This is a genomic window from Pseudomonas sp. TWRC1-2, from assembly GCF_049896685.1.
GTDB lineage: Bacteria > Pseudomonadota > Gammaproteobacteria > Pseudomonadales > Pseudomonadaceae > Aquipseudomonas.
In genome coordinates this window covers 152,671-178,490 of the sequence record NZ_JAFCUU010000002.1, presented here as the reverse complement: position 1 = coordinate 178,490, position 25,820 = coordinate 152,671, and the positions used below count along the sequence as shown (strand labels likewise).

Here is a 25,820-nt window from a genome sequence, read left to right as displayed (position 1 = left end):
TTCATACGATTTATCGAAGCCCTCGGTGTAGATTTCGCCAGCGGGCGTTTAATTGAAAAGACATCGCCTTCATCGGCCTATGGGCCAAGTGCTCTAGGCTGGGAAAATGTGTCCGTTGACGCGTTTTTCGATGCGGCAGCTTCGTGGGCAGACGCCAGTTCACGACTTGCCCAAGAGGATAGGTCGATACCCAATGTTTGGCATCGCTGTGCGGCCATTTTGCTGGCTGGGAAGTATTATGAGTGACACGGGTACGACATCCGCAACGTGGAAGGGAACCGTGGACGGGAGGTTGCCAAAGAACCAACGCAATAAGCTTTTGGTTGAAGCCGAAGCCTACGGTTTAACATTGAATGATCTTGCTGCCACCTGCGAGGAATTCGGCGTGGCCCCCCGCAATCTGCTGAACGAGCTATCCATAGCGGTTGCTGAAGGCTACTTGGCAGGGGCTTTGACTTACGAGTTCTGCGATGGCGTTATGAACGGGCTCATCGCTGCCATCGTTGATGTGGGCATGACCAATGACATGCCGCAGCCTGCTTTCTCGCTTTATCAGGCCTTTGATCAGGGGGAGTGGGGGCGCCATGATGATCCGCCGGAGATTGATACCATTGAGAAATATGTGAAGCCGCTGGTTGTGCAGATAGTGCGTGAGTTTCAGGGTGGTAGCGGATATCGGCCAGAAGCAGATCTTTAAGCTGGAAAAATAAATCCTTCGATTTTCTTGCCGCTTTGAGAGTTTGTCTACGTACTTTTACACTCTCTGGGCTGGTAAGCAGAGTTGGAAAATCAACTCGTCCCCTCTTCAAAAGTAGGTGCAAATGATGGCTCCCTTCGTTCTTCAGGACTTTGACGTTGGATGGGTCGCTACCGACGCCCTCGGACAGGTTGCGCTCTTCACTACAGGTGGCCCCGGACCAGTTCCTGATTCCGCGATACCCTCCGTCGAAAACTCCGAAGAATTTGTCCTTTCCTTGCCGAAAGTGTCCGATGTAGATCGGGCCACTGCCCGGGCTGGTGCAAACGCTTTCGTTGAATTTGCTAAACGTGGGTTCTTTGCTTACGACTGGTCGGACGTTCATCGCGATTCACGCCAGGCGTTGAGGGGGTATGAGCTGCAATACCGTCCCCTGAATCCACTGAAACTATTCGATTTGCCTGCCCCATTACGGGCATTGGCTGAGGTTACCCGGCTATCTCACGTAATCTTCGGAGCATCCATCATAGTGATAGGTGATCAGGTTGCTTAGCCTTTATTCGGCGAAAAGGGGACAGATTTATTTTTCTATCACTGTCCGCTATTGGCCGATTCCTGCCTCTCACGACGGAAAGCAAACGGACCAGCGAATCCGCACTAACGCGACATCGAAATGCCTTTGCTATCAGGCCTGAATGAGTCGTCGCATAGCTCAGGAGTAAGACGACAGCTAAGGCTTGGCGCGACGTGTGGGCTGGGCCCAAAGCAGACGGTGGGCAGTCCGCTAATGCATCAGCAATGATGTACCCATCACTGTCGCGCTTACAAAATCACCTTTTATGATGATCAAGAGGTTATGTATGGCGATGGAAAGTTATACAACATACACTCAGTGAATCTCGAAAGAACCTTCGCCTAATAAATATCCAGGAGCAGTTATGAAACTTTTCGCGACATTCACAATTTTGTTATTTGCATTAGTAGGATGCGCTACAACTGGGAGCCAATCGCCACAGCAAGCCGCACAATCTGCGGCAATTTTATTTGAGCAACAAAAATTTAATTTAGTTTGGGTTCCCGCAGCGAATAACGGCATTTCCGGAGCTATGGCATCCGCGCTTATCGGAAGTGCAGGTTTAGAATCTCCAATTGTTTCAAGCATCCACCAAATAATTGCCCCTGCAAGCAAAGCTGATGTTCGTGTCGCCATCTCAGGAACCAATAGTTCTTTTGCAGCCAACTCAGCTATTACAGCCTTAAGTAACACATCAAGCATGCTCCCTAAGTTGCAACTTGCATTTATCGGCTCGACATCAGATGCCGCGGCAGTTCGCTCGGCAGTTGAAGCTAAAGGCGGTAAATTCTTACACGCCACACCAAATGGCTCCTAACTAGCGGTTAGCGACGGTCTGACTTCGACCGTCGCTATGCATGATCAAACCTCAGTCTGTTCCGCCATCTCAAGGGCGTCATCGACCTCAATCCCCAGATATCGAACAGTGCTCTCCAGCTTCGTATGGCCGAGCAGCAACTGAAGCGCCCGTAGGTTCTTCGTTCTGCGATAGATTAGTGATGCCTTCGTACGTCTCATTGTGTGAGTGCCATACATGGCTGGATCAAGGCCTACGGCTTTCACCCAGCCTTTGACGATACGAGCGTATTGACGAGTGGATAGATGGTCTGAGGTATGTAGCCGACTAGGAAAAAGGCAGTCCTCGCTGCGTAGTTGTGCCTGATGTATCCAGGCCACGAGAGCTGACCGTGTTTGCTCAGTGATCTCAAACTGCACTGGTCGCTGCGTTTTTTGCTGCATCACCATGGCTCGTGATGATACGTGTTCGCCATGGGCGACATCGCGCACGCGGAGCTTGGTTAAGTCGCAGGCTCGAAGCTTACTGTCGATGGCCAGATCGAATAGAGCCAGATCCCGGGTTCTTTCCGCAATTTGAAGCCTTACTCGGATGGCCCAGATATCTCTCAGTCGGAGTGGGGCTTTCTGCCCGACTAGTTTTCCTTTGTTCCAGGGCTGACGGCCGCAGGTAGCGATGATGTTCATAACAAGTCCTCCACGTGTGGAAAGACAAGGATGGCTAATCAGAGCGACGGTCGCTCACCGGCCAAGAGTAGTCTCTTAGAGGCGTCTAAGAAGCCGGGAAGAAATTAAGTGTAGGAAATTTCTCACGCGCCCTTGAACTTTAATGAGCAACAGTTGTTCATAGGGGAGTTGCCTGTCAGAGGCAATTCTTGCAGATCATGTGCCGTTCTGGTGCATGCTGCACCCGCAGGAAGATTTCACAGGGATGCGAAATGAAAGTATGTTTCCGGCCTAGGGAGTACCTGGCCCGTTTCGGTACGTTGTACTTGCCTGTTAGAAAACTGCCACCGTCCCTTCATTCGGTGGCCGTATTGTTGTTCGGTTTGATCAGCAGTTTCGGCGTGCAGGCCGCTGACCCTCCCGCACCTGCCCAACAGTTGCTATTGCAGCAGGACCGCGAGCGAGCGTTGCGCGAGCAACTTGAGCCGTCGCCGGATGTGCGCCTTGAGGCGCCGCCCTCATCCTCCGCCGGGGTTTTGCTCGAGAAGCGCGAATCCCCCTGTTTCCTGATTCGTCAGGTCGTCTTGAACGGCGAGTTGGCTGAAGACTTTCAATGGGCACTGCGCAGCGCCGATCCCAAAAATGACCCGGCCACCGGTCAATGTCTGGGTGCCCAAGGCATCAACCTGACGATGAAGCGAATCCAGAATGCAATCATCGAGCGCGGGTTTGTCACGACACGCGTGCTTGCACCGCCTCAGGATTTAAACAGCGGTGTGCTGCAACTGACCCTGATTCCGGGGCGCATTCATTCCATCCGCTTCGCCGAAGGCACCTCTACCCGAGCCAATGCCTGGAACGCGGTGCCTGCCAAAACAGGTGACCTGCTGAACCTGCGTGATCTTGAGCAAGCGTTGGAAAACTTCAAACGCGTGCCCACGGCTGAGGCGGATATCCAAATCGCCGCGGCCCAAGGGATGGACGCAAAGCCGGGCGACAGTGACTTGGTTATCGCGTGGAAACAGGCACTTCCCGTGCGTTTGAGCGTGTCGGTAGATGATTCGGGAACCGATGCCACAGGTAAATACCTGGGTTCGGCTTCGGTGTCGTTGGACAACCTGCTGAGCCTGAACGATTTGTTCTACGCCAGCTTCAACCACGACTTGGGCGGGGGGGACCCGGGTAATCGTGGTTCCAAGGGCCATACCTTGCACTACTCTGTCCCCTACGGTTATTGGCTGTTTGGCGTCACGTCCAGCGAGTATGACTATCACCAGACGGTCGCTGGGGCCAACCAGACTTACAAGTACACCGGAGAAAGCAAAAACAACGAGATCAGCGCGTCTCGCTTGCTGTATCGCGATGCCGTGCGCAAAACCACGCTCAAGCTCAGTGGCTGGACGCGCACTTCGCAAAACTATATCGACGATACCGAGATCGAAATTCAGCGCCGACGCATGGCAGGCTGGGCGCTGGGGCTGAGTCATCGGGAGTTCATCGGTACCGCCACGCTCGATCTGGGCACCAGCTATCGCCGGGGCACAGGTGCGCGCAACGCAATCGCTGCGCCTGAGGAGGCGTTTGACGAAGGGACCTCGCGTTCGCAGATCATCAACGCCGACGCGCAATTTTCCGTACCGTTTGGCCTTGCCACGCAGCGCTTGCGTTACACCGCGGCCTGGCGTGCGCAGTGGAACCGCACGGCGTTGGTGCCGCAGGATCGTTTCTCGATCGGCGGGCGCTACAGCGTGCGCGGGTTTGACGGTGAAAACATTTTGTCGGCCGACCGTGGTTGGCTGGTGCGTAACGACCTCGGCCTGGCGCTGGGCAACTCCGGGCAGGAGACCTACCTGGGTGTTGACTACGGCAAGGTGGGCGGCCCTTCAAGCCAATACCTCATTGGTGATCATCTGGCCGGGTACGTGGTGGGGTTGCGCGGTGGCTACCGGCAAGTGTCTTACGACGTGTTTGTCGGTCAACCGATCAGCAAACCCAAGGGCTTCGAGACTGCCAGTACCACGGCAGGTTTCAGCCTGACGTGGTCGATGTGAGGGTTTGCCATGCAACTCGATAACCTTGAGCTGATCGCGCCGGCGTTCAGCGAAAAGCCATGGAACGAGGCCCAGGCGCTGGGTGCCGCCGTATGGCTGTGGATGCACTCGGCGAGCCATCGCGATGTGCCGCTGCACACCCTGAACGCGCTGCTGTTGCCAGCTATTGCCAACCGCCAGTTCATCATCGGCTACGAATCGGGGCGCCCGGTGTTTTACGCCGCCTGGTGTTGGTTCAGCGTCGAGGCCGAGCAGCGCTATGTGCAAAATCCTGCCATCAGCCTGCCTGCGCACGACTGGAACAGCGGCGAGCGACTGTGGTTCCTGGACTGGGTGACGCCTTTTGGTCACAGCGCCCGCCTTGCACGCTTAGTGCAGCGCCATTTGTTTGCCGACAGCCGGTTCAGCGCTCTGTATCACCGGGGCAACGAGCGCGGGTTACGGATCAAGCGGTTTCAAGGTGCTGCTCTGGCGCGCTTGAAGTGGCCGATCGCGGCCGTTGCCCGCCAATCGTAGTACTTGTCGCATTTTAGAGCTTTCAAGACACAGGGATCGTCATGAACAAACACCTCTACAGGATCGTTTTCAACAAAGCCCGTGGCCTGCTGATGGTAGTGGCCGAAAACGTGCTGGGCAGCAAAAAAGCCTCAGGCACCGGGATCGGTGTCGCCCCTGTCGTCTTGAATACTGTGCTGACACTGCTTCCCCTGCGGTTCTCATTGATGGCGGCGTTGGGCTTGATCACATTGGCCTCGCCGCTGGCCTGGGGCGATATTGTGGCTGACCGTGGCGCTGCGCCCGGCCAGCAACCGGTGATTATCAACGCCGCAAACGGTGTGCCCCAAGTCAACATTCAGGCCCCGAGTGCGGCAGGGGTGTCACGTAACACCTACAGCCAGTTCGACGTTAATGCCCAAGGCGCGATCCTCAACAATGCGCGCACCAATACCCAAACTCAGCTGGGTGGCTGGATCGAGGGCAATGCGCATTTGGCCGGCGGTACGGCGCGGGTGATCCTTAATGAGGTCAACAGCAGCAACCCCAGCCAATTGCGTGGTTACATCGAAGTCGCCGGTGACCGAGCCCAGGTGGTGATCGCCAACCCGTCGGGCATCGCCTGTGACGGCTGTGGTTTTATCAACGCCAACCGTGCCACCTTGACCAGCGGCAGTGCGCAGATGCAGGACGGCCAATTGCAAGGCTACCGCGTTGAAAGCGGCAAGGTGGTTATCTCCGGCAAGGGCCTGGACGCATCGCAGACCGACTTTACCGATGTCATCGCACGCTCGGTCGAGGTCAATGCCGGTATCTGGGCCAAGGACCTGCGGGTGACCAGTGGCGCCAACCAGGTCAATGCCGACAATACCCAGGCGACGGTCATCAACGGTTCCGGCGATAAGCCCCAGGTCGCCATTGACGTGGCGCAGCTGGGTGGCATGTATGCCGGCAAAATCAAGTTGGTGGGTACCGAAGCCGGCCTGGGCGTGCGCAATGCCGGGCAAATAGGTGCGAGTGCCGGCGATGTGGTCATCAGCGCCGACGGGCGCCTGGGCAACAGCGGGCAAATCAGCAGCAGTCAGAACCTGCAGGTGGACAGCCAGCTGGGCATCGATAACAGCGGTTCGCTGTACAGCAAGGGCGCCGCGACGCTGTCCAGTCGTGGCGATATCAACAACCAAGGGGTGGTGGCTGCGCAGCAGGACTTGACCCTGACCGCCCAAACCATCGACAACGCCAGCAAGTCGATATTGGGCGCAGGTGTGGCAGCTGACGGCGCGGTCAGTGGCAATGGCGCACTGCGCGTCAGCGCCAGCCAGACGCTCAAGCACCAAGGCTCGGCGATTGCTGCCGGGGATCTGCAGTTGAGCGCCGAGAACCTTGACCTCAATGCGAGTAAGACCGCTGCGCACAATGTCATGCTCACTGCTCGCACGGGCGGCGCTGACTTAAGCGGTGCAGCGTTGGACGCGACAGGGACGTTGAGCACAGCGGTGCGACAAACCCTGACCACCGACAGTGCCAAAATCAACACCGAAGGTGTGCAATTGGCCGCCGGCAGCCTGTCCAACCGCCAAGGTGAAATCGTCCAGGTCGGCAAGGGCGCCACGGTGATTGCTGTGTCCGACCGCCTGGATAACACCGAAGGACGCATCGCCAGCAATGCGACCGACGTACGCCTTTCGGCGGCGCGCCTGTCCAATGCCAAGGGCAGGATCGAGCATGCCGGCACGGGCAGCATGACCCTTCAGGGCCAGGCGCTGACAGGTGCCCAAGGCAGCCTGCAGAGCAATGGTCTACTGCAAGTCACCGTTGCCGACGCGGTACTGGACGGCGCCACCACCGTAGCCCGGCAGATTCAAATCGACGCCAACCAACTGTCCAATCGGCAGGGGAACATCCTGCAGACCGGCGCCGGCACGATGCGCATCAACACCCTGGGCCTGCTGGACAACACGGGCGCCACGGTGGCCAGTGACAGTGATATCAGCCTGACGGCTGATCGCTTGCTCAATCAGGGCGGCACGGTTCAGGCGGCAGTGGCCGGCAACCTCAAGGTCACCGCGCATACGCTGTTGGACAACCGTGCAGGCACCCTGGCCGCAGCCAAGGGCGCGCAGTTGAGTAGCGGGCAGTTGCTCAACGCGCAAGGCAAGATCACAGCAGGCGACAGCCTCACGCTGTCCGGCGGGCAGGTGAGCAATGACCACGGCACGCTGGCGGCCATCGGCGCACTCAGTGTCAGCGCCGACGCACTGAGTAACCGCCAGGGCACCGTGGGTTCGGTCGGCGGGCCGCTGGTGCTGGCGGTGAGCCAGGGCGCGTTCGATAACAGCGGCGGTGTGGTGCAGGCCCAGCAAGGCGTGACGATTACCAGCCTGGGTCTGAATAACGACGATGGGTTGATCAGTGGCGCGGCCTTGTTGCTCGACAGTGCCGGGCAAGGCCTGTCAAACCAGCGCGGCGCCATAATCGGCAGCGGCACCGTGGACCTGCGCAGTGGTGAGCTGAAGAACCAGGCCGGGCTTATCCAGGGTAGCGGTGCGATCACACTCGACACCCATGGGCAAACGTTGACCAACACTGATTCGGGCAGCGCCAATGGCATCCTCGGGCAGGCCGGTATCACGCTGCGCACCGGCAACCTGAACAACAGCGCCGGCTTTATCGGCAGCAAAGGCGACGTGGCGATCCATGCCGCGCAGGTCGATAACCTCAACGCCGGTATACTCAGCAGTGAAAAGAGCCTGCTGCTGACGGCTGATGGCCTGAGCAATCGCGGTGGCCAGTTGCAGAGCCTGGGTAACGCGCGGCTGGACATCGGCAGCGGTCGCCTCGATAACGTCGGCGGTCTGCTGCGTGCCGGGGGCACCTTGACGGTCGATGCAGGACAGTTGGATAACCAGCAGACCCAAGGGAGCAACCAGGGTGTGGAGGGGCAGTCGTTGGCCCTGAACCTGGCGCAGTTGCTTAACCGCTCGGGTGCCCTGCGTGCCGACCAGTTGCTGACCGTCAACAGTGCCGGGCAGTTGGATAACAGCGCGGGCCTGATCTCGTCGAGCAAGCAAGTGTCAATCCGCGCCGACCAAGCGCTGCTCAACAGTGCCGGTACCGTGATCGCCGGAGAACGGCTCGGCCTGACCAGCGCGAGCCTCAGCGGCGATGGACGCGTGTTGAGCCTGGGCGATATCAGCCTCAACCTGGCTTCGGGGTTGGTCAATACCGGCAAACTGCAAGCCAACGGTAATCTTGAGCTGACCCTGCAAGGCATGCTCGATAACCAGGGTGGCGTTCAGGCCGGCAAGCAATTGCGGGTCTTGAGCGATAGCGTTGAAAACCGCGCCAACGGCGAGATCAGTGCCGCGCAAGTGACCCTCGATGTGGCGGATACCCTGAACAACCGTGGCTTGATCGATGCCCAGATCACCCGGATCAATACCCAGGTGCTCAACAACCTGGGCAGCGGCCGTATTTATGGTGATCACTTATCCATTGCGGCGGGGCAACTGACCAATGATGTGGAAGATGCCCGCGCGGCTGTGATCGCCGCGCGCGAGCGCCTCGACATTGGCGTCGGGACGCTGGTCAACCGTGAGCACGCCATGCTTTTCAGTGCCGGTGATCTGTTGATCGGCGGCGCGCTGGATGCCCAGGGCCAGGCCACCGGCCAGGCCGGGCTGGTGCGTAACGCCAGCGCAAGCATCGAAGCCCTCGGTGGGCTGAGCCTTAACAGTGCCGAGTTGCGCAATACCAACGAACACTTCAGCACCCAAGTGGTTGAGGTCAGCCGCGAAGGCGTCCAGGAGTTCCAGCACACTGGCTCTGCCAATCGTTATCGCCCTGACCAGATCTCACTCTACAACGACGAAGTCAGCCACTTGGTCAGCCCCGAGGGCGTGGCCGATAACTACAACCGCTACGACTACACCCGCACTATCACCCAGACGCAGATCCTCACCTCGGACCCGGGTGAAATCCTTTCCGGCGGCTCAATGCTGCTGACCGCCAATTCGGTGTTGAACGACAAGAGCCGGATCATCGCCGGCGGCACCTTGGTGGGCACTATCGGACAGCTCAACAACACCGAAGTCACCGGGCAGCAGACGGTGACGGACAGTGGCACATTCAGTCATCTGTATCGCATCCATCGCAAAGGGCGCGACCGCCAGGGCAACTCCACAGCCGCCTACAACCCGGCAGCCAGTGTCACAGATATCTTCCTGCAGCCCACCCAGTACCTGGAAAATACCGCCCAAACCGGCAGTGGCCTGCAAGTCGGTGCACGCCTGACCAGCAGCGTCGACCAGGCCGCCGTCGGTGCCGGCGCTGCCACCGTGAACGTGGGCAATGGCCGTGCGTCGGCCCCGGTCCTGGAGGTGCCGGCCTTGCAAGCTACTGCGGCGGGCGGCGTCGGCGAGTCGATACGCACTGGCGGTGTCAGTGTGCAGGTGCCGGACAATAGCCTGTTCCACCTCAACCCTCAGGCAAACCCGAACTACCTGGTGGAAAGCGACCCGCGTTTCACCAGTTACCGCTCTTGGTTGTCGTCCAATTACATGCTCGATCGGCTCCAACTCGACCCCGGCCTGACCCTGACGCGCCTGGGCGATGGTTTCTATGAGCAGAAGCTGATCCGTGAGCAGATCGCCCAACTGACCGGGCGGCGCTTTCTGGATGGCTACGCCAACGACGAGACCCAGTACCGGGCGCTGCTGGACAGCGCGCTGACCTACGCCGGAAAGTGGAGCCTGGTGCCCGGTGTGGCACTCAGTCCTGAACAAATGGCGCAATTGACCAGTGACATCGTGTGGTTGGTCAAAAAAGACGTGACCCTCGCCGATGGCAGCGTGACCCAGGCATTGGTGCCGCAGGTGTATGTAAGGGTGCGCGACGGTGACCTGGACGGTTCCGGCGCGCTGATGGCGGGTAACGTGGTGGACCTCAATCTGCAAGGCGACCTGGTCAACAGCGGCACGATTGCCGGGCGCAGCGTACTGGCGATTTCCGCCGACAGCATCCAGAACCTGGGCGGGCGTCTGTCCGGCGCCGAGGTAGAAGTGAAGGCTCGCACTGACTTGAACAACCTCGGTGGCTTGATCGATGCCGGCACGCGCCTGAACGCAGTCGCCGGTCGCGACATCAACCTGGTTTCCAGCACGCGCGACACCCAAAGTGCCCAGGGCACCGCGACCGGGATATCACGGGTTGCCGGACTTTTTGTGTCCGATGCCAAGGGTGAACTGGTAGCGAATGCCGCGCGCGACATCAACCTCAGTGCGGCGCAGATCGTCAGCTCGGGCAAAGACGGCAAGACCACGGTGGTTGCCGGCCACGATATCAACTTGGGCACGGTGACCCAGAGCCGCGAGCAGAGTGTGCAATGGAATTCCAGCAACTGGCGCAAGGACGCCAGCCGCACCGATACCGGCAGCGTGATCCAGGGTGAAGGCGAGGTCCGCCTGGTCGCAGACAACGACCTCAATGCCCGTGGCGCGAAAGTCACCAGCGAGCAGGGTGGGGTCACCGTTGCCACAGGGCGTGACGTCAATCTCGGCACCAGCCAGAGCTACAACTTTGTCGATGAAGCCCACAAAGTCACCGGCAGTAATAGCCTGTTCTCCAGCAAGACCACCACCACCCGTGACACGGTCAGTGAGACCCGCGCCCAGGCCACCACCCTCAGTGGCGAGACGACGTGGGTCAAGGCCGGCAACGACGTGAATGTGCGCGGCAGCAACGTGGTCTCTACCAGCGGTACGACCTTGTTGGCCGGGCACGATGTGAATGTACTGGCCGCCACCGATCAGCTCAGCGAGCAGCATTTCAAGGACGTCAAGCAAAGCGGGTTGTTCAGCGGCGGCGCAATCGCGGTGACCATCGGCAGCCAGCAACGCAGTGACAAAAACCGCACCGACAGTGAAACGGCGGCCGCCAGCACCATCGGCGCCACCGACGGCAGCGTGAACATTTTGGCCGGCAATACGTATCGCCAGGTCGGCAGCCAATTGACGGCGCCCAAGGGCGATGTGGACATTGCGGCGCAGCACGTCAATATCCTTGAGGCTCGCAACCAGCAACACATCAGTCAGGAGACCAAATTCAAGCAAGGCGGCCTCACGATTACCGTGACTAACCCGGTGATCGAAGCCGTGCAGACCGCTCAGCGGATGAAAACCGCTTCCGACCGTACCGACGATGGCCGGCTAAAAACCCTGGCGCTGGTCAATACCCTGATGGGAGCCGGCAACGGCTATATCCAGTACGACAAAGACCCGGCCATGGCCGGGGGCATCAATATCAGCATTTCGGCAGGCACCAGTAAGAAGGAGAGTAAAAGCGAGCAGACCTCCAACTCGGCGGCCGGCTCGTCGGTATTGGCCGGTGGCGATGTCAACATCACTGCTGCAGGCGCCGGCAAGAACAGTAACCTCACTGTGCAAGGCAGCCAGATCACCGCCAGGCATGATGTAAATCTCAAGGCCGACGGCACAATCGCCTTGCTCGCCGCGCAAAATACAGTGGAGCAGCGCAGTACCGAGAAGGGCAGTAATGCCAGCCTGGGGATCGGTATTGCTATCGGCAGTTCGACCAACGGTATCAGTTTCAACGCAGGTGCTTCCCAGAACCGCGGCAAGGCCGACGGCAATGACGTGGTCTGGAGCAACACCCACGTGGATGCGGGTAATAAAGTCTCGCTCGACTCTGCAGGCGATACCCGGCTCAAGGGAGCGGTGGTCACCGGCAAGCAAGTCACTGCCGATGTGGGCGGTGATTTCAGCGTCGAAAGCCTGCAGGACACCAGTACCTACAAGGCCAAGCAAACCAGCCTCGGCGTGGGCGTGAGCATCTGCGTGCCGCCGTTCTGCATCGGTTCATCGAGCTTCACGCTGAGTCAGAACAAAGGCATCCAGAAATCCAACTTTGAAAGCGTCACCGAGCAGAGCGGCATTCGGGCTGGCGACGATGGCTTTGATATTCGTGTCAAAGGCAATACCGACTTGGTGGGCGGCGTGATTGCCAGCAATGACAAGGCGATCGCCGAGGGCAAAAACAGCCTGAGCACTGGCTCATTGACCACCTCCAACCTGCACAACAGCGCCAAGGCGAGTGCGGACAGCAGCGGGTTCACCCTCAGCAGCGACTTTGTCGGCCAGGGCATGTACGGCGCTAGTAAGGCTTTGTTCAGCAATTACCTGGATGCGGGAAAAGCCTCGGATTCATCCCAGGGCAATACCCTGAGCGCGGTGAGTGCGGGCAATATTCTGATTACCGATGCCTATCGCCAGCAACAGCTGACCGGGCGTGATGCCAACCAAACAGTGGCCGGGCTCAACCGTGATACCGCCCATTCCCATGTTGGCGCCGGGCGCCAGGATCTGGACAAACTGCAACGCACCGCCGAGGCGGAGCAGTCGATCAAGAATGAAGCCTATCGCCAGGGGGTGCAGTTTACCGATGAGGCGTACCGTACGATGTTCAAGACGGCGCCCCAGATGTATGCCGTGGATATGGATGATCAGGGCAATGTCGACAGAGGTGCGGACACGAAACCGCAGTTCCGGGAGGTTGAGGGTGAGGAGCGGGATAACCTGCAACCCGACGCTAACAACGTGGTCAACGTGGCCCTCAACGGGATTTTCAACGACGCGCAGGCAGCGGCGAAATACGCCGCTCAGCATCGCGACCCAGATGCTACAGGGCCACAATATTTCCTATGGTTTCCGACAGCGGGTAACCGAATGTCAGAGCTGCTGGTTGCCGGCTATCAGAAGGCAATGGACAACGACTTCTGGGGCTTGACCAACTACACCGAAGCCGCTCGGGAAATCCAGCTCAAGTACGGTGCCACCGGTTTGCATTTGACTGAGCACAGCCGCGGCACCATGACCGGCGGCAACTCGCGAGACTCCATTGCTAATTTGCCTGATGCTGCGGGTCTGCTCAGCAAGACCACGGTGTATAACTTTGGCGGAGCGTTCAATGTCTATCGCGCCGATGAACAGCTGGCCTATCTGCAAAACCGCAACGCCGTCACCGACCCTGTCGAACGGGCGAACATGGTCCTCAAATATGAGGTCCACAACTACGATCCGGTTGGCCGGTTGTTCTTCATGGGCAACAACCCGGGCACCGGCGGGGTGATCCCTGAAGGCAGTACCTATCTCAAGGAACTAATCAACGTCTTCAACGGTGCCACTACGATGCACAGTTGTTATGGCAGTGGTGAGTCTGCCTGCACGAGGTATTGGCCTGACATGAAAGAAATGAAGCCGGTGCTGGTGCCTGTCAGCCCTAGAAAATAAGGAAACCTAGAATGTGGCTTAAACCAGTTGCACTTGCAGTCATGCTGCTACCGCTCGTCACGGCCTGTTTTGCCACGCCGTTTCAGCCACCCACTGATGAAGTGGAGCTATGGAAGAAACCGGGTGCGAACAGCCAGGAGGTGTTCGCTTCGATGTTGGCGTGCGGTTCAAAAAACCGATCCGGCATTGATCCCAAGGCCACGCTCCAGCAGAAAGCAGAACGCTTCGAGTGTATGAAGCGTGCAGGCTACACCCGCAGTGACGGTTTTGATCTCTGTGCGCTGGACACCCGGCATGAGCTCAAGGCCTGTGCGTCCGCACGTTGAAGGCACAAAAAATAGGATTTTCCATGAGAGCGTTTCTGATAGCGGGTCTGGCTTTTGCCGTGAGCGGCTGCGGCAATATTGCCAATATCCGGGCTTACTCCACGGCCTATGTCGAACCCGCCTCAGGTGATACCGCGCGTTTGCGCGTAATCACCAATGGCATGGCGCGCGGCGTGCCGGGCCGCGATTGCATCGACTGGCGTGTCCCCGGCGCCGGGGTGATGGCCGTGTCCGAATCCGGCTTTGCGGACAAGAATAATGGTCGCAGCCTGGGCATGCCCGAGAGCAACCGCCGGGTGGAAGGACAAGATCTGGCGCGTACCGAACTCAAAGTGCCGGCGGGCAAGCCTTTCGCCATGAACTTCCAGAGTGAAGGCCACGTTTCCGCCGGATATTCCTATAGTTGCCGGCAAACCTTTCGTTTCACCCCAAAGGCGGGTCAGGACTATGAGCTGGTCCTGTTGGACGGTGGCCAGTGCCTGGTCGCGTTGCAGCGCTTAAACCCAGCTGGAAAACCTGAAAGTGAGCCTGTTGAGAAGGCAGGGCTGTGTAGAGCTCTGGATGCCTTTTAGCTCAGCGTATTCAGAATTCCAGCGACAGGTGGCTATCCGGATATTGCGGATAGTTCAAACCTAAGCGTGAGCCGAATCAATGCGCATCGGGGGCGTGGCCTTTAGCCGACTTGACATACCAGGCGTATCCAAGAGGCAGAGAAGTGAGCCGGCTTGCACTTGCGGAGGAGGCAAGCTGGGCTAAACCAGAACCGAGTTGGTCGTCCGCTTTTGGCCGGTTGATTTCTGTCACGAGGGGCTGCTACCGACCTGAAGAGGTTTCAACGAAGTTTCGCCGACGTACTACGGTGTCCTTTTAGATGGCAATTCAGGTGTAATCGGCAAGCCCGCTCTGAGGATTTAAGCCCCATGACTGACCGCTTGGTGTCAAGCTATCCTGACGTACACCGTACTTTCGATGCTCTAGAACCGGCCGAGAAAACGCGGGTGGCTACTCGTATCGTTCTCTGGGCGGTTGATGAGGTAGGGGGTGACTCTAACGAGGTCGCTGAACTGTTGTCGTGTGGAGGTCGGGCTCGACTTGAGACTATATGCGCTCAAATGGAGGAACAATACTTCTATCTGCTGGAGCGCGACGACGACGGATCTTTTGCTTGGTTTTGCAAGGCCCGCGCATATAGTGCTAGCGTGTTCCTTGCCCGTGACGAACTTGACGACGCGGTCTATGAATCGATTTTCGCGACTGATAAATCGTTCCAGGTCAGTGATTTCTTGTGAAAGCGTTGTGCAGTGTGAGCAACGAAAATCTGTCGATGACCACTTTCGACCCATTGCGAGCATTCGAAGGAGCCAACAGAATCGGGGGGCCTCTTGTGGTGAGGTGACGCATGGTGAGGATTGAAGTATCTGAAGAAGCCGACTGGACGCTTTGACGTCCCTCAACTAAGCGCTAAGCAAGGTAGGTTTCGCGATGAAAAGCTGGATAGCTAATACGAAAGTTAATGCACTGTAAGGGGCTAGCTCTCAAAAATTTGATGGCGTGATGCTTAGGCGGGCCCTTATAGAATACTGCGACAGATATCAAAAAATTTACCCTTTGAAATTCTGGAAGAGCCACTTGAGTTTCTGAAAAACAACGTAAATTCAGATGATGAATATAGGGAAATGCGAGCGCTTCTCAGGATTGCAGCTGAAGAATACTGCGTTAGTTTAAACGAGATAGCCGATGCTCTTCTTGACCTGATAGACACGCGCATCCTTTCCACGGACCAAGCAAAGAAAATCATCAGCCACGTTTTCGAAGCATTTTCCTGCAATGAAAGCCCCGAAGATTTCATTCCAAGAGAGGATGTTTACTTGTGCAAAAACCTATTTGCGATTACCTCCAGTTAGCAAATGGTTGAAACCTCTAGCCAGGCTCACAATGACTGGCGCCGATTGGCGCAACTAGATACTCACCTCGGGACACTTTTGGGCCTTGATGACCGGCTGCTTCTGGCCGAAAGCAGCCCCTTTCCCCGCTAACCGGTCTACCATGGCATCCCCCGGCAGTGGTCCATGCGCTTCCGATCATTTTTTATCAAGGTATCGCCATGTCCATCGACCAAATCTCCCTCCCTAAAGGCGTAGGCCCTCACGCCATCAAGCTGCTCGACGCCATCACCGGTGCTTCCACCCACGAAGAACTCAACCGCGCTGGCGGCAAGGCTGAAGGGTTTGTGTTGGGGCTGGAAGCCACCAAAGCCATCAAAAGCCAGATCGCCGAGTCGTTGTATGTGGCTTACGACGATGCGGCGAGTAACCGCGCGGGTGAGTTGAAGGGTTAAGAACCGGCAATGCAGGACGTTGTGCGCGCAGGTCGTTAAACTGGGCGCCTTTTTATTTCTCAGGATGAGGCTGTCATGTTCAAAGTTGCTCTCGCGTCACTGCTGCTGGCGTGTGCCTTCGGCGCTCAAGCGGATACGACTGTTGATGTGTCAAAGATTTACGGCAACATCAAGTTCGTCAGTAGCTTCCCGGACTATAAGGTCAAGGTGGTAAACAGTTTCCCTGACCTTAAGGTAAAGCAGGTGAGCAGTTTTCCCGATTCGGCCGGCAAGTGGAAAACAGTCGAGAGTTTCCCCGACTACAAGATCCAGATTGTTGACTCCTTTCCAGACTTCACCATTCAGTACGTTGATTCTTTCCCTGGGGTTAATTGAAGGCAGCGCCCTCAGCGGCGCTGCCGTGGGCTGTGGGTCAGCCAGGGCAAGGCGCTTCACGGTCAAGCAATTTGGCGGTGAGCAGCACGCCCAGTTCGCTCAGTTGGTGAATGGCCAGGGCGATGTCGCGGTGTTTGCCTCACAGGTCTTCGGACAGGTCGAGCAGCAGGGTGCTGACGCTGGTGAAGGTTTCGTAGCTGTTGGTGATGAGGGTTTCGGTGCTGGCGTCGGGGACGACGGTGAAGAGGGTGGTTGAGTCAGTTGTGACATTAGCCATTGTTAAGTTCCTTGCTTGGGCTACAACCTCATCGCTACTAAACGAAAAGGCGGTAGCTGTACGCAGGTTAGTAGACCGGTGGAACCTAACAAAACCGGCGCACCCGAGGGTGCCCTACGCACAGCCACCATCAAGCACAGACGAGAACGCCTGACAGATGAAGCTTATGCACTTGTTAGGTTAAACCGTGGGCTACTAAACCCGATCACTGAACATTCAGCGACCGAGCCACCTTAGAGACGGCCACCCCAGCGCACAAGCCGGCGGATTCTGACGCACGCGTAGGCAATGGGGCAAGGTGCTGCGGGCCGTTCGCAATTCCCCAGGCTGAGGAAACTCCTTTTGTGGCGAGCGGGCTTGCCCTGCGTTGGGCTGCGAAGCGGCCCCTCCAAACAGGCGACCGAGTTTTACTGTTGGACCGCGGTGGCTGGGTTGGGAGCGCTGCGCACTCCAGCGCAGGGCAAGCCTGCTCGCCACAAGAAGTCTTCAAGCCACAACGGGCCCTCAACCCACAACAGGCCTTCAAGTCACAACTAGCCTTCAAGCCACAGCAGGCCTGCAAGTCACAACAAGCCTTCAAGCCACAACAAGCCTGCTTGCCACAACCGTGCCGGGTTTAAAACGCCTGATTCACCCCAACCCCACGCATGATCGAAAACCGTGGGTCGATCAGCTTCAGCGTTTGCTCGCCCTTCAGGCGCCCGACCACCACGTGGTAGGTCTTTGGCACTTCGGAGAGGTTTTCCGGGTTGCGGGCCAGTTTTTCGATCGCCGGGGTGTTGGCCCAGTCGGCGATGGTTTTCTGGCGAATGTCCACGGTCACCACCCAGGATTTGTCCACGGCGGCGCCCATGGGGTTGGTGTTGGCGGCAATGTTCTGGACCTTGGCGATTTCATAGCCCTGGGCGTAGCAGAACCCGGATTCCTGCTGCACGTAGGCGGCGCGGCCGGCGTCGGTGAGGGTGTAGGTTTTGTCGCTTTTGGCCAGCAGGCCGGCGTTGGTCAGCGCATCGAAGGCCGGCTGGTTGGCGCTGGAGGTGCCGCTCATGACGCTGTCACTCAAGGTCACCGGGAAGCTGTTGAACATCGCCGCCTTTACGCAGGAAGCCCCTTCCAGCCTGGGTTGCAGCGCGGCTTGAATGTCGGCGTCCGATGGGCTGTCGCTGCAGGCGGTGAGCAGCAACGCGGCGGCGGTGATGAGGGCCATTTCTCTGATTCGCATCGTTTTATCCTTGACGATTGGTAGCGGGCGGGCAAAGTGTATAGAAATATTGCTGTCACGAAACCCTCCCGCCAGTCGTGTAGGGTCGGTGGCTTGAGCCGCACTGAACACCCAAGGATTAACCATGACATTGACCGTCAACACCCTGCTCGAACTGGCCATGGCCAACCCCATCAACGCCCAGATCACCGCGCGCCTGCCCGACCTCGGTGTCGAGCAGTGCATGCTCACGGCGGGCTGCCTGTTCCAGGCCGTATGGAACCATCAGTCAAACTTGCCTGCGGCTCAGGGCGTAAAGGACTACGACGTCTTTTACTTCGACACGGATCTGTCCTACGAAGCGGAGGACAAGGTGATCCGCGCCGCCGAACGGCTGTTTGAGGATTTGGGCGTCAACGTCGAGGTCAAGAACCAGGCGCGGGTGCACCTTTGGTACGGCGAGCGCTTTGGTCGGCCTTATCCACAGCTGCACTCGGCTAAACAGGGCGTGGACCGTTACCTGGTGGCCGGCACCTGCATCGGGCTGGAGATCGACACGGGCGAGGTGTATGCGCCCTATGGCTTAGCGGATGTGGAGCAGGGCGTGTTGCGCATCAACCCGCTGCACCCGGAGCCTGAGTTGTTCGCCGCCAAGGCCCGCAGTTATCAAGCGCGCTGGCCTTGGCTGAAGATCGTGGCGCCGGATGATTTGTGAACTTTTACCGGCTCCCCATGCGTCCTATCTTCAAATGAACCCTGAGAGTGGATAGCCCATGATCTTCCTGATTTTCCTCATCGCCTGCGCCGCCGCCGCCAGCACCGGCGTTATTTTCAAGCCCGGCCAGTGGTACGAAAGCCTGGTCAAACCCAGCTTCACCCCACCCAATTGGTTGTTTCCGGTGGTCTGGACGGTCATCTATCTGCTGCTGGCCTGGGCGGGCTATCGCCTGACGATGATCCCCGGCAGCCAATTGGCCCTGGGCTTGTGGGCGGCGCAGATTGCGCTGAACACGCTGTGGACGCCGGTGTTTTTCGGCGCGCATAACCTCTTTGCCGGAATGGTGGTGATCGTGCTGCTGTGGCTCGTAGTAGCGGCGTTGGTGGTGATGGCGTTGCGGTTGGACTTGATTACCGGGTTGATCCTGTTCCCTTACTTGGCGTGGCTGAGTGTGGCGGCGGCGTTGAATTTCTCGATTTTGCGGAACAATCGCTGATGGCCTACACACCGTGGCCTGCCAGCGAGCCTGAGCTGGCGCAGATGCGCGACTTCAACAAGAAGCTTGCCTGGATGCCGCGCTTTAAAATCCGCAACCGCGTCACGCCGCGTGTGATTCAGGCGCTGTTGCGGGTCAGCCAAGCCCTCAAGAAAGCGCCTGTGGCCGAAACCCGAAGGGTCGGCTCGGTGCCCGTACGCATCCTGCGGCCCGAGGGGAAAACCAAAGGCGTGGTGCTGGATATCCACGGCGGCGGCTGGGTGATCGGCAATGCGCAGATGGACGACGACCTGAACCTGGGCATGGTGCAGGCGTGTGGCGTGGCGGTGGTGTCGGTGGATTATCGGCTGGCGGTCGACACGCCGGTTGAGGGGCTGATGGAAGACTGCCTGAATGCGGCGCGTTGGCTGCTCAGCAGTGACGAGTTTGCTGATTTGCCGGTGTTTGTCGTGGGTGAGTCCGCCGGTGGGCATCTGGCGGCGGCAACCTTGCTGGCGCTGAAGCAATGGCCGGATTTGCTCAAGCGGGTGAGCGGGGCGGTGCTGTATTACGGGGTTTATGACTTGACCGGCACACCGAGCGTGCGCACGGCGGGGCCGGAGACATTGTTGCTGGACGGGCCGGGAATGGTCGAGGCGCTGCGCATGCTCACGCCGGGGCTGAGTGATGAGGCGCGGCGCCAGCCACCCTTGTCACCGCTGTATGGCGACCTTACGGAGTTGCCGCCAGCGTTGATGTTTGTGGGGGAGTTGGACCCGCTCAAGGACGACACGCTTCATCTCGCTGAGCGATGGGCAGAGGTGGCGGAGGTTGAAGCCCACCTGCTACCGGAATCAGCCCACGGGTTTATTCATTTTCCGGTGGCGATGGCGCAGGCGGTGTTGTTGCATAGCCGAGCGTGGATCACGGCTCGCATCAAGGCGTCGCCAACCCCAATCGATGCGCCTCCACACTCACATTCAACGGCGCAGCCGTAAGCGCTGGCCGATGCCCGAGCAGGCGCGTGGCGGGCTCCAGGCTGTCATCGGCGGGTATCAGCAGCACTTGCAAGGTCACGGGGTTGATGAGGCCCCAATTCGACAGGGTGTGGCAGGCTGTTCCGTTGCACACGGCCTGGTAGACGATGCGCGGCTCGCCATTGGCGTCGGTGTCGCAGGCGCCGCCGATGAAGTCGATGCTGTAGTAGCGCAGCAGCGTTGCACGCGGGCCGCGTTCTACGCGCAGGAAAACTTCAGCGCTTTCGCTGGTCAGCAAGGGCAACGTTGGGTCCACGCCGATCGTCACCTTGGCGTCGGCGCACTGCAGGCGTTGTTCGGCCAGGACCGGTGGGGCGCACAAGCTGGCGAGGAGGGTGCAGGCTGCAATCCGTAGCATAGGGGCGACTCCGTGGTGGGCTGGCGCGGATGCTAGCAGAGCGGTTGGCGAAGAAGATGAAATCCCTTTTTTGCAGCAAGGCAGGTAATCTCACGCGTCCAGATCGTCAGTCATCAAGGGCGGTGCAATGTGTGATTCACGCGTAACACTCAGGCCGGCCGCTGTCACCGACCTGCCATCGATCTACCGGGGCGAGCAAGCCTACATCCAGTGTTGGGAGCCTGCGCATGAATCCGCATGGCGGCTGCAACTTGAGCGACACCTCACCCTCTGGGCAGACAACTTTGACCGGCTGACCGTCGCGATGCTTGACGGGCAGTTTGCGGGCTATTCGTTATGGGCGCCCGAGCAAGGCGCCGCCGAGCTGTACACCCTCAATGTCAGCGAGGCCTGCCGGCGCAACGGGGTGGGCCGGGCGCTGCTGGACGCTTATGCGCTCAAGGCCAAACAGAGTGGCTTCAATCAACTGGGGTTGCACGTACGCCCAGATAACCCTGCCCGGCTGCTGTATGAGCACGCGGGATTTGTTTGTGTGGGGGCGGCGGCCAACGGTTATCTTCGCTACGTGCGGGACAATGCATGAGCACCCTGTGCGGGTGAATCTCGGCGCAAGAATCGGATAGCGCATGATGCCGCGGGTATCGCCTGATAGGTGCCTACCCTGAGAGGCCTCTATCATGAACTTTCGAATTACCGGGCTTGCCCCCGAACCTTTTTCCAGCTTGTTTGGGTTGCCCGATGACGAACTCGCCTCGCGTGGCATCAAGCGTTGCTATGTCGACTGTCAGCCAGGTTTTCCTGACCGCATAGAGATGAAGGACGCCGAGGTCGGGCAGAGTCTGTTGTTGCTCAATCACGTCAGCCAACCCGCGAACTCACCCTACCGCGCTTCGCACGCAATATTCGTTCGAGAGGGCGCGACGCAGGCCTACGATGCGGTGAATCAAGTGCCTGAGGTGATGCGAATCCGGCTGCTGTCTCTTCGGGCGTTTTCTGAGGAGGGCATGCTGCTGGAGGCCGATGTCGCGCCGGGGCAGGAGATAGAGCCGGTGATCGAGCGAATGTTGGCCAACCCAGCGGTCGGTTACATCCATGTTCACAACGCCAAGCAAGGCTGTTATTCGGGGCGGATAGAGCGGGCGTAAGGTAGGTTGAGTGGCATCTGCGGTGTTAGGCGCCTCACCCGGTTGAACTTGAAACCTGATCGGTAGGTCAGGATATGCAGTTGCTTACTCCCATCACAAGGATGCCACCATGCGCGAATACACCCTGAACTACCTCTTCAACGACGAGCCCCGCACCCATGTGTTTGAACTCAAACAGCCTGAACTGCCCGTGCACGAGGCGGCGATGCATTTACTGCAATTGCATTTTGGCGATGCGGAGAATGGGTTGATCCTGCCGCCTGCGGATGCGACGCCCGAGGAGATTCTGGAGCAGGCGCAGGTGGTAGGGATCAGCCAGATCAAAGTTGTATGAACGAGCGACCGGTCATTCAGGACGTGACCTGCGACGACATTCCAGCAGTGCTGGACTTTGTCCTTGAGGCTCGCAGCGAGCTTTTCCCCAAGCTCAGCGCAGCCGGCATGCCGGACGATCTGGCGCGGTTTGAAGCGGTGTATGTTCATGGCGACGGCCAGTTCCTGATCGCCCGCGTCGATGGCCAAATTGTTGCGGCCATCGGCTATGTGCCCTACGACGGGCGCTTCTCCCAGTTGAATTACCAGGGCCTCAAGACGGTGGAGGTGGTGCGCCTGTTTGTGGCGCCGGCGTTGCGCCGATTCGGGTTGGCGGGTGAGTTGTACAGCGCGCTGGAGGCGAAGGCGCGGGGGGAGGGGGTGGAGATGGTTTACCTGCATACTCATCCGTTTCTTGCTGGAGCGATTGATTTTTGGCTTCGGCAGGGGTTTGAAATTGTTGATGTCGAGGCCGACCCGGTTTGGCGGACGACGCATATGCAGCGGTCGCTGTAGCTGCTTCAGGGACGCCGGGCAGCCGACCTGATTCTGGAAGCCGAACTCAATCAAATGTGGGAGCTGGCTTGCCTGCGATGGCATCAACTGTGTGTCCCTGATAGACCGAGGTGTCTGCATCGCAGGCAAGCCAGCTCCCACAGAAGAGCAAAGCAGTGCGGCACTGGCAGATGAACTCGGTCAAACTGTGGGAGCGGGCTTGCCCGCGAAGGCGGTGTGTCAGTGATACAACAGTCGGCTGACCCACCGCTATCGCAGGCAAGCCAGCTCCCACATTTTAACGGCGTTCAGCCAGTCAGTTAGAGCGCAACCGCAGGATCTGCGCGCCGTCAAACGGGTCCGTCAGGTAGTGCGCCTGTACCCCGAATGTCTCTTGCAATCGCTGCGGCGTCAGCACCTCCAGTGGCGGGCCCAGCGCCACCAGCCGCCCGCGGTCCAGTACGGCCAAACGGTCACAGGTCAGCGCCTGGTTAAGGTCATGCAGCGCAATCAAGGTGGTCACCGGCAAGGCCTGCACGCCCTTCAAGATCGCCAGTTGGTGCTGGATATCCAAGTGATTGGTCGGCTCATCCAGCAACAGAATCTGCGGCCGTTGCGCCAGGGCGCGGGCGATGTGCACGCGTTGGCGTTCGCCGCCGGAAAGGCTGCGCCACGCGCGTTTGCTCAGGTGGGTGGCGTCTACGTCGTGCAGCGCCTGACCCACAATGGCGTCGTCTTCGTCAGACCAGGGGCTCAGCGCCGACAGCCAGGGCGTGCGGCCCAGTGCCACGGCGTCGAACACGCGGATGGCATCGTCGGTATCAGCCTGCTGTTCCACCACGGCCAGTTGCTGCGCGATGGCGCGCCGGGATAGGCGGCCCAGGCGCTGGCCGCCCAACAGCACTTCACCGGACGCCGGTGCACGCAAACCGGCGAGCAGTTTGAGCAGGGTGGACTTGCCGGAACCGTTCGGCCCGACAATGCCCAAGGTTTCACCCTGCTGAACGTCAAGGTGGATATCGCGCAGCAACTCGGCGTCGCGCACCTTGAACCCCAGCCCTGTGCAACTGAGCACCGTCATCGCGCATTTCTCCGGCCGATCAGGATCAATGCAAACACCGGCGCGCCGACCAGCGCGGTAACCACGCCGACCGGAATCACCTGGCCCTTGATCAGCGTGCGCGAGAGCACGTCGGCGGCGATCAAAAACAGCGCGCCGCCCAAGGCGCTGGCCGGCAGCAGCCGTGAATGCCCGGTACCGACCAGCAGGCGCACGGCATGCGGAATCACCAGCCCGACAAAGCCAATGGAGCCGACAATCGACACCATTACCGCCGTCACCAGCGCCGCACAGCCCACCAGCACAAACTGCACTCGGCGCACTGGAATGCCCAGCGAGGCCGCCGAGTCGGTGCCGAAGGTGAAGGCATCCAGGGCACGCCGATGCCACAGGCACACCGCCAGGCCTGCGACGGTCACCGGCACCGCCAGCCACACCGACGGCCAGCGCACCCCGCTGAGGTTGCCCAGCAGCCAGAACATAATGCCGCGTGCCTGCTCGGAGCTGGCGGACTTGGTGATCAGGAACGCGGTGAGGGCGTTGAACAGCTGTGAGCCGGCGATGCCGGCGAGGATGATCTGGCCGGTGCCGCTCGCCGAGCCGCTGGCGCGCGCCAGCAGAATCACCAGCGCAAAGGCCGCCATGGCGCCGACAAACGCACCTGCCGACAGCGAAACCAGCCCGCCGCCGACGCCGATCAGCGCCACCAATACCGCGCCGGTCGAGGCGCCGGCGCTGATGCCCAGCAGATAAGGATCGGCCAACGGGTTACGCAACAACGACTGCAAGATCACCCCGCACGTGGCCAACCCGGCACCGCACGCGGCGGCGACCAGGGCGCGGGTCAGGCGGTAATTCCACACCACGCCTTCGTCGATCGGGTCGAGCACGTAACCGGCTGCCCACAGTTTGTTGGCAAGCACCTGCAACACCACCTGCGGCGCGATGGCGGTTTCGCCGATGGCCACGCCGGCGAGCACGGCGAGCAACAGCAGCGCCAGGGCGAGAAGGGTACGCATCATTTGCGCAGGTCGTAGCCGTCGATGGCGGCGGCCAGCTGTTCCAGGCCATCGAACGTGCGCACGCTGGCCTGCAATGCCAGAGCGTCGAGGATGATGATGCGGTTGTTTTTCACCGCGTCCATGTTGCGGGTCACCGGGTCGCTGCGCAGGAAGGCGAGTTTCTTTTCATGGTCGTCGGCCGGGTAGCGGCGGCGGTCCATGCGCGCGATCACCAGAAAGGTCGGGTTGGCCTTGGCGATGGTCTCCCAGCCGACGGCGGGCCACTCGTCATCGGACTGCACCACATTGTGCAGGCCCAGGGTTTGGAGCATGAATTCGGGCACGCCCTTGTGGCCGGCCACGTACGGGTCGCTGGCCATTTCCGAGCTGGAGAACCACACCAATGCGCTGGCCTGCTTGAGGCCTTTGCTGTGGGCGGTGGCAATGGATTTGGCCAGGCGCGCCTTGAGCTCGTCGTTCAATTGTTGGCCGCGCGCCTGTACGTCGAAAATCTCGGCCAGTTGGCTGATGCTTTTATAGACGGTCTCGACGCGAAACGGCTCCAGCCGCGTGCCGTCGGCGCCCACCAGGTTGTCCTTGGCTTCGCAGTCGGAGGGCAGCAGGTAGGTGGGGATCTTCAGCTCGTGAAACTGCTCGCGGGTGCCGACCACGCCTTGCGGGCCCACCACCCATTCCAGCTCGGCCGCCACCAGTTGCGGGCGCTTGGCGATCACCGCTTCGAAGCTGGGTTCGTTGTTGGCCAGGCGCTCAATGGCGTCGTTCTGCGCCTTGAATTGCGGCAATACGTTGTTGAACCACAGCGAGGTGCCGACCACTTTGTCGCCCACGCCCAAGGCGTAAAGCATCTCGGTGGCGGCCTGGCCGATGGTCACCGTGCGCGCAGGCGCCTGCTCAAAGGTCAGGGTGCTGCCGCAGTTCTGCACCGTCAGCGGGTAGTGAGTGGGCGCCGCTTGGGCCAGGGCACAAAAGCCCAGGGCGGTGATCAGGGCGGTAACGCGTGGCAACATCGGGCAATCTCCGGGTGAACCTTACGTGGAACTGGGGAGGTACGGCTCGGAAATACACCCTGGAGCGCTGCGGGCATCGCAGGGCGCGGA

The 25,820-nt window shown here is 59.4% G+C and carries 23 protein-coding genes and 1 pseudogene; 17 read left to right on the top strand and 7 right to left on the bottom strand.

The features are described from left to right. Nucleotides 1–292: 292 nt before the first annotated feature. Complete coding sequence (locus tag ACP7B3_RS05220) at nucleotides 293–697, top strand: hypothetical protein (protein WP_145166011.1); 405 nt, start codon at nucleotides 293–295, stop codon at nucleotides 695–697. Nucleotides 698–1,635: 938 nt separating this feature from the next. After that, complete coding sequence (locus ACP7B3_RS05215; RefSeq protein ID WP_145166009.1) at nucleotides 1,636–2,088, top strand: hypothetical protein; 453 nt, start codon at nucleotides 1,636–1,638, stop codon at nucleotides 2,086–2,088. A 44-nt stretch (nucleotides 2,089–2,132) separates the two neighbouring features. On the opposite strand, the gene ACP7B3_RS05210 is transcribed toward ACP7B3_RS05215, so the two are convergent. Beyond that, nucleotides 2,133–2,753: a tyrosine-type recombinase/integrase gene (locus ACP7B3_RS05210; protein WP_369301123.1), complete on the bottom strand. Its 621-nt coding sequence runs from the start codon at nucleotides 2,751–2,753 to the stop codon at nucleotides 2,133–2,135. Nucleotides 2,754–3,004: 251 nt separating this feature from the next. Between ACP7B3_RS05210 and ACP7B3_RS05205 the strand changes: the two genes are divergently transcribed. From ACP7B3_RS05205 to ACP7B3_RS05170, 8 genes are all read left to right on the top strand, one after another. After that, nucleotides 3,005–4,783 (top strand): ShlB/FhaC/HecB family hemolysin secretion/activation protein, encoded by a 1,779-nt coding sequence (locus ACP7B3_RS05205; RefSeq protein WP_369301122.1) that lies wholly within the window; start codon nucleotides 3,005–3,007, stop codon nucleotides 4,781–4,783. 9 nt (nucleotides 4,784–4,792) lie between these two features. Next, the gene (locus ACP7B3_RS05200; RefSeq protein ID WP_078827813.1) at nucleotides 4,793–5,299 is read left to right on the top strand and encodes a toxin-activating lysine-acyltransferase; all 507 of its coding nucleotides are present in this window, start codon (nucleotides 4,793–4,795) and stop codon (nucleotides 5,297–5,299) included. Nucleotides 5,300–5,340: 41 nt separating this feature from the next. After that, complete coding sequence (locus ACP7B3_RS05195; protein ID WP_426178271.1) at nucleotides 5,341–13,584, top strand: hemagglutinin repeat-containing protein; 8,244 nt, start codon at nucleotides 5,341–5,343, stop codon at nucleotides 13,582–13,584. Between the two features lie 11 nt (nucleotides 13,585–13,595). Next, nucleotides 13,596–13,910, top strand: coding sequence for a hypothetical protein (locus ACP7B3_RS05190; protein WP_119742569.1), 315 nt, complete (start codon nucleotides 13,596–13,598; stop codon nucleotides 13,908–13,910). A gap of 23 nt (nucleotides 13,911–13,933) precedes the next feature. After that, the gene (locus tag ACP7B3_RS05185; protein WP_119742571.1) at nucleotides 13,934–14,482 is read left to right on the top strand and encodes a hypothetical protein; all 549 of its coding nucleotides are present in this window, start codon (nucleotides 13,934–13,936) and stop codon (nucleotides 14,480–14,482) included. A 348-nt stretch (nucleotides 14,483–14,830) separates the two neighbouring features. Further along, on the top strand, nucleotides 14,831–15,199 hold the full coding sequence (locus ACP7B3_RS05180; protein ID WP_426178268.1) for a hypothetical protein: 369 nt from the start codon (nucleotides 14,831–14,833) through the stop codon (nucleotides 15,197–15,199). An 815-nt stretch (nucleotides 15,200–16,014) separates the two neighbouring features. Continuing rightward, the gene (locus tag ACP7B3_RS05175) at nucleotides 16,015–16,248 is read left to right on the top strand and encodes a hypothetical protein (RefSeq protein WP_106576648.1); all 234 of its coding nucleotides are present in this window, start codon (nucleotides 16,015–16,017) and stop codon (nucleotides 16,246–16,248) included. A gap of 75 nt (nucleotides 16,249–16,323) precedes the next feature. Then, complete coding sequence (locus ACP7B3_RS05170; protein ID WP_017136894.1) at nucleotides 16,324–16,623, top strand: hypothetical protein; 300 nt, start codon at nucleotides 16,324–16,326, stop codon at nucleotides 16,621–16,623. 37 nt (nucleotides 16,624–16,660) lie between these two features. Here the strand turns inward: ACP7B3_RS05170 and ACP7B3_RS05165 are convergent. Both ACP7B3_RS05165 and ACP7B3_RS05160 read right to left on the bottom strand, forming a co-directional pair. Further along, nucleotides 16,661–16,900 (bottom strand): annotated as a pseudogene (locus ACP7B3_RS05165) (DUF6124 family protein). A gap of 616 nt (nucleotides 16,901–17,516) precedes the next feature. Continuing rightward, nucleotides 17,517–18,122 (bottom strand): hypothetical protein, encoded by a 606-nt coding sequence (locus tag ACP7B3_RS05160; protein WP_169367243.1) that lies wholly within the window; start codon nucleotides 18,120–18,122, stop codon nucleotides 17,517–17,519. Nucleotides 18,123–18,246: 124 nt separating this feature from the next. On the opposite strand from ACP7B3_RS05160, the gene ACP7B3_RS05155 reads away from it, so the two are divergent. Genes ACP7B3_RS05155 through ACP7B3_RS05145 form a run of 3 tightly spaced genes read left to right on the top strand, consistent with a single transcriptional unit; the run spans nucleotide 18,247 to nucleotide 20,292 of the window. Further along, the gene (locus ACP7B3_RS05155) at nucleotides 18,247–18,816 is read left to right on the top strand and encodes a nucleotidyltransferase family protein (RefSeq protein ID WP_124418051.1); all 570 of its coding nucleotides are present in this window, start codon (nucleotides 18,247–18,249) and stop codon (nucleotides 18,814–18,816) included. 58 nt (nucleotides 18,817–18,874) lie between these two features. Then, nucleotides 18,875–19,315, top strand: a complete 441-nt coding sequence (tspO, locus tag ACP7B3_RS05150; protein ID WP_426178265.1) for a tryptophan-rich sensory protein TspO — start codon at nucleotides 18,875–18,877, stop codon at nucleotides 19,313–19,315. Then, nucleotides 19,315–20,292, top strand: a complete 978-nt coding sequence (locus tag ACP7B3_RS05145) for an alpha/beta hydrolase (protein WP_426178263.1) — start codon at nucleotides 19,315–19,317, stop codon at nucleotides 20,290–20,292. The genes tspO and ACP7B3_RS05145 overlap by 1 nt, the downstream gene beginning before the upstream one ends. Here the strand turns inward: ACP7B3_RS05145 and ACP7B3_RS05140 are convergent. Then, nucleotides 20,231–20,689, bottom strand: coding sequence for a hypothetical protein (locus tag ACP7B3_RS05140; protein ID WP_426178261.1), 459 nt, complete (start codon nucleotides 20,687–20,689; stop codon nucleotides 20,231–20,233). The two genes, ACP7B3_RS05145 and ACP7B3_RS05140, sit on opposite strands and share 62 nt — an antisense overlap. A gap of 127 nt (nucleotides 20,690–20,816) precedes the next feature. On the opposite strand from ACP7B3_RS05140, the gene ACP7B3_RS05135 reads away from it, so the two are divergent. From ACP7B3_RS05135 to ACP7B3_RS05120, 4 genes are all read left to right on the top strand, one after another. Then, nucleotides 20,817–21,272 carry a GNAT family N-acetyltransferase gene (locus ACP7B3_RS05135; RefSeq protein ID WP_426178259.1) on the top strand — a complete coding sequence of 152 codons (456 nt, stop codon included), beginning with the start codon at nucleotides 20,817–20,819 and terminating at the stop codon, nucleotides 21,270–21,272. A 94-nt stretch (nucleotides 21,273–21,366) separates the two neighbouring features. Further along, nucleotides 21,367–21,834 carry a DUF1203 domain-containing protein gene (locus ACP7B3_RS05130; RefSeq protein WP_426178257.1) on the top strand — a complete coding sequence of 156 codons (468 nt, stop codon included), beginning with the start codon at nucleotides 21,367–21,369 and terminating at the stop codon, nucleotides 21,832–21,834. 109 nt (nucleotides 21,835–21,943) lie between these two features. After that, a complete protein-coding gene (locus ACP7B3_RS05125) occupies nucleotides 21,944–22,168 on the top strand; it encodes a hypothetical protein (protein WP_145166000.1) in 225 nt (74 codons plus the stop codon). After that, nucleotides 22,165–22,662 (top strand): GNAT family N-acetyltransferase, encoded by a 498-nt coding sequence (locus ACP7B3_RS05120; protein WP_426178255.1) that lies wholly within the window; start codon nucleotides 22,165–22,167, stop codon nucleotides 22,660–22,662. Before ACP7B3_RS05125 ends, ACP7B3_RS05120 begins: the two co-directional genes overlap by 4 nt. A 295-nt stretch (nucleotides 22,663–22,957) precedes the next feature. Here the strand turns inward: ACP7B3_RS05120 and ACP7B3_RS05115 are convergent, their stop codons facing one another. The 3 genes from ACP7B3_RS05115 to ACP7B3_RS05105 are packed head-to-tail and all read right to left on the bottom strand — an operon-like array spanning nucleotide 22,958 to nucleotide 25,730. Then, nucleotides 22,958–23,722 carry an ABC transporter ATP-binding protein gene (locus ACP7B3_RS05115; protein ID WP_426178253.1) on the bottom strand — a complete coding sequence of 255 codons (765 nt, stop codon included), beginning with the start codon at nucleotides 23,720–23,722 and terminating at the stop codon, nucleotides 22,958–22,960. Continuing rightward, nucleotides 23,719–24,723, bottom strand: coding sequence for a FecCD family ABC transporter permease (locus tag ACP7B3_RS05110; RefSeq protein WP_119742591.1), 1,005 nt, complete (start codon nucleotides 24,721–24,723; stop codon nucleotides 23,719–23,721). The genes ACP7B3_RS05115 and ACP7B3_RS05110 overlap by 4 nt, the downstream gene beginning before the upstream one ends. Continuing rightward, nucleotides 24,720–25,730, bottom strand: coding sequence for an ABC transporter substrate-binding protein (locus ACP7B3_RS05105; protein WP_426178250.1), 1,011 nt, complete (start codon nucleotides 25,728–25,730; stop codon nucleotides 24,720–24,722). Before ACP7B3_RS05105 ends, ACP7B3_RS05110 begins: the two co-directional genes overlap by 4 nt. Between the last annotated feature and the right edge of the window lie 90 nt (nucleotides 25,731–25,820).

Coding starts and splice junctions, on each gene's coding strand:
- ACP7B3_RS05215 (WP_145166009.1), top strand. CDS start 1,636: ATGAAACTTTTCGCGACATTCACAATTTTGTTATTTGCATTAGTAGGA.
- ACP7B3_RS05210 (WP_369301123.1), bottom strand. CDS start 2,753: ATGAACATCATCGCTACCTGCGGCCGTCAGCCCTGGAACAAAGGAAAA.
- ACP7B3_RS05205 (WP_369301122.1), top strand. CDS start 3,005: ATGAAAGTATGTTTCCGGCCTAGGGAGTACCTGGCCCGTTTCGGTACG.
- ACP7B3_RS05200 (WP_078827813.1), top strand. CDS start 4,793: ATGCAACTCGATAACCTTGAGCTGATCGCGCCGGCGTTCAGCGAAAAG.
- ACP7B3_RS05195 (WP_426178271.1), top strand. CDS start 5,341: ATGAACAAACACCTCTACAGGATCGTTTTCAACAAAGCCCGTGGCCTG.
- ACP7B3_RS05190 (WP_119742569.1), top strand. CDS start 13,596: ATGTGGCTTAAACCAGTTGCACTTGCAGTCATGCTGCTACCGCTCGTC.
- ACP7B3_RS05185 (WP_119742571.1), top strand. CDS start 13,934: ATGAGAGCGTTTCTGATAGCGGGTCTGGCTTTTGCCGTGAGCGGCTGC.
- ACP7B3_RS05180 (WP_426178268.1), top strand. CDS start 14,831: ATGACTGACCGCTTGGTGTCAAGCTATCCTGACGTACACCGTACTTTC.
- ACP7B3_RS05175 (WP_106576648.1), top strand. CDS start 16,015: ATGTCCATCGACCAAATCTCCCTCCCTAAAGGCGTAGGCCCTCACGCC.
- ACP7B3_RS05170 (WP_017136894.1), top strand. CDS start 16,324: ATGTTCAAAGTTGCTCTCGCGTCACTGCTGCTGGCGTGTGCCTTCGGC.
- ACP7B3_RS05160 (WP_169367243.1), bottom strand. CDS start 18,122: ATGCGAATCAGAGAAATGGCCCTCATCACCGCCGCCGCGTTGCTGCTC.
- ACP7B3_RS05155 (WP_124418051.1), top strand. CDS start 18,247: ATGACATTGACCGTCAACACCCTGCTCGAACTGGCCATGGCCAACCCC.
- tspO (WP_426178265.1), top strand. CDS start 18,875: ATGATCTTCCTGATTTTCCTCATCGCCTGCGCCGCCGCCGCCAGCACC.
- ACP7B3_RS05145 (WP_426178263.1), top strand. CDS start 19,315: ATGGCCTACACACCGTGGCCTGCCAGCGAGCCTGAGCTGGCGCAGATG.
- ACP7B3_RS05140 (WP_426178261.1), bottom strand. CDS start 20,689: ATGCTACGGATTGCAGCCTGCACCCTCCTCGCCAGCTTGTGCGCCCCA.
- ACP7B3_RS05135 (WP_426178259.1), top strand. CDS start 20,817: ATGTGTGATTCACGCGTAACACTCAGGCCGGCCGCTGTCACCGACCTG.
- ACP7B3_RS05130 (WP_426178257.1), top strand. CDS start 21,367: ATGAACTTTCGAATTACCGGGCTTGCCCCCGAACCTTTTTCCAGCTTG.
- ACP7B3_RS05125 (WP_145166000.1), top strand. CDS start 21,944: ATGCGCGAATACACCCTGAACTACCTCTTCAACGACGAGCCCCGCACC.
- ACP7B3_RS05120 (WP_426178255.1), top strand. CDS start 22,165: ATGAACGAGCGACCGGTCATTCAGGACGTGACCTGCGACGACATTCCA.
- ACP7B3_RS05115 (WP_426178253.1), bottom strand. CDS start 23,722: ATGACGGTGCTCAGTTGCACAGGGCTGGGGTTCAAGGTGCGCGACGCC.
- ACP7B3_RS05110 (WP_119742591.1), bottom strand. CDS start 24,723: ATGATGCGTACCCTTCTCGCCCTGGCGCTGCTGTTGCTCGCCGTGCTC.
- ACP7B3_RS05105 (WP_426178250.1), bottom strand. CDS start 25,730: ATGTTGCCACGCGTTACCGCCCTGATCACCGCCCTGGGCTTTTGTGCC.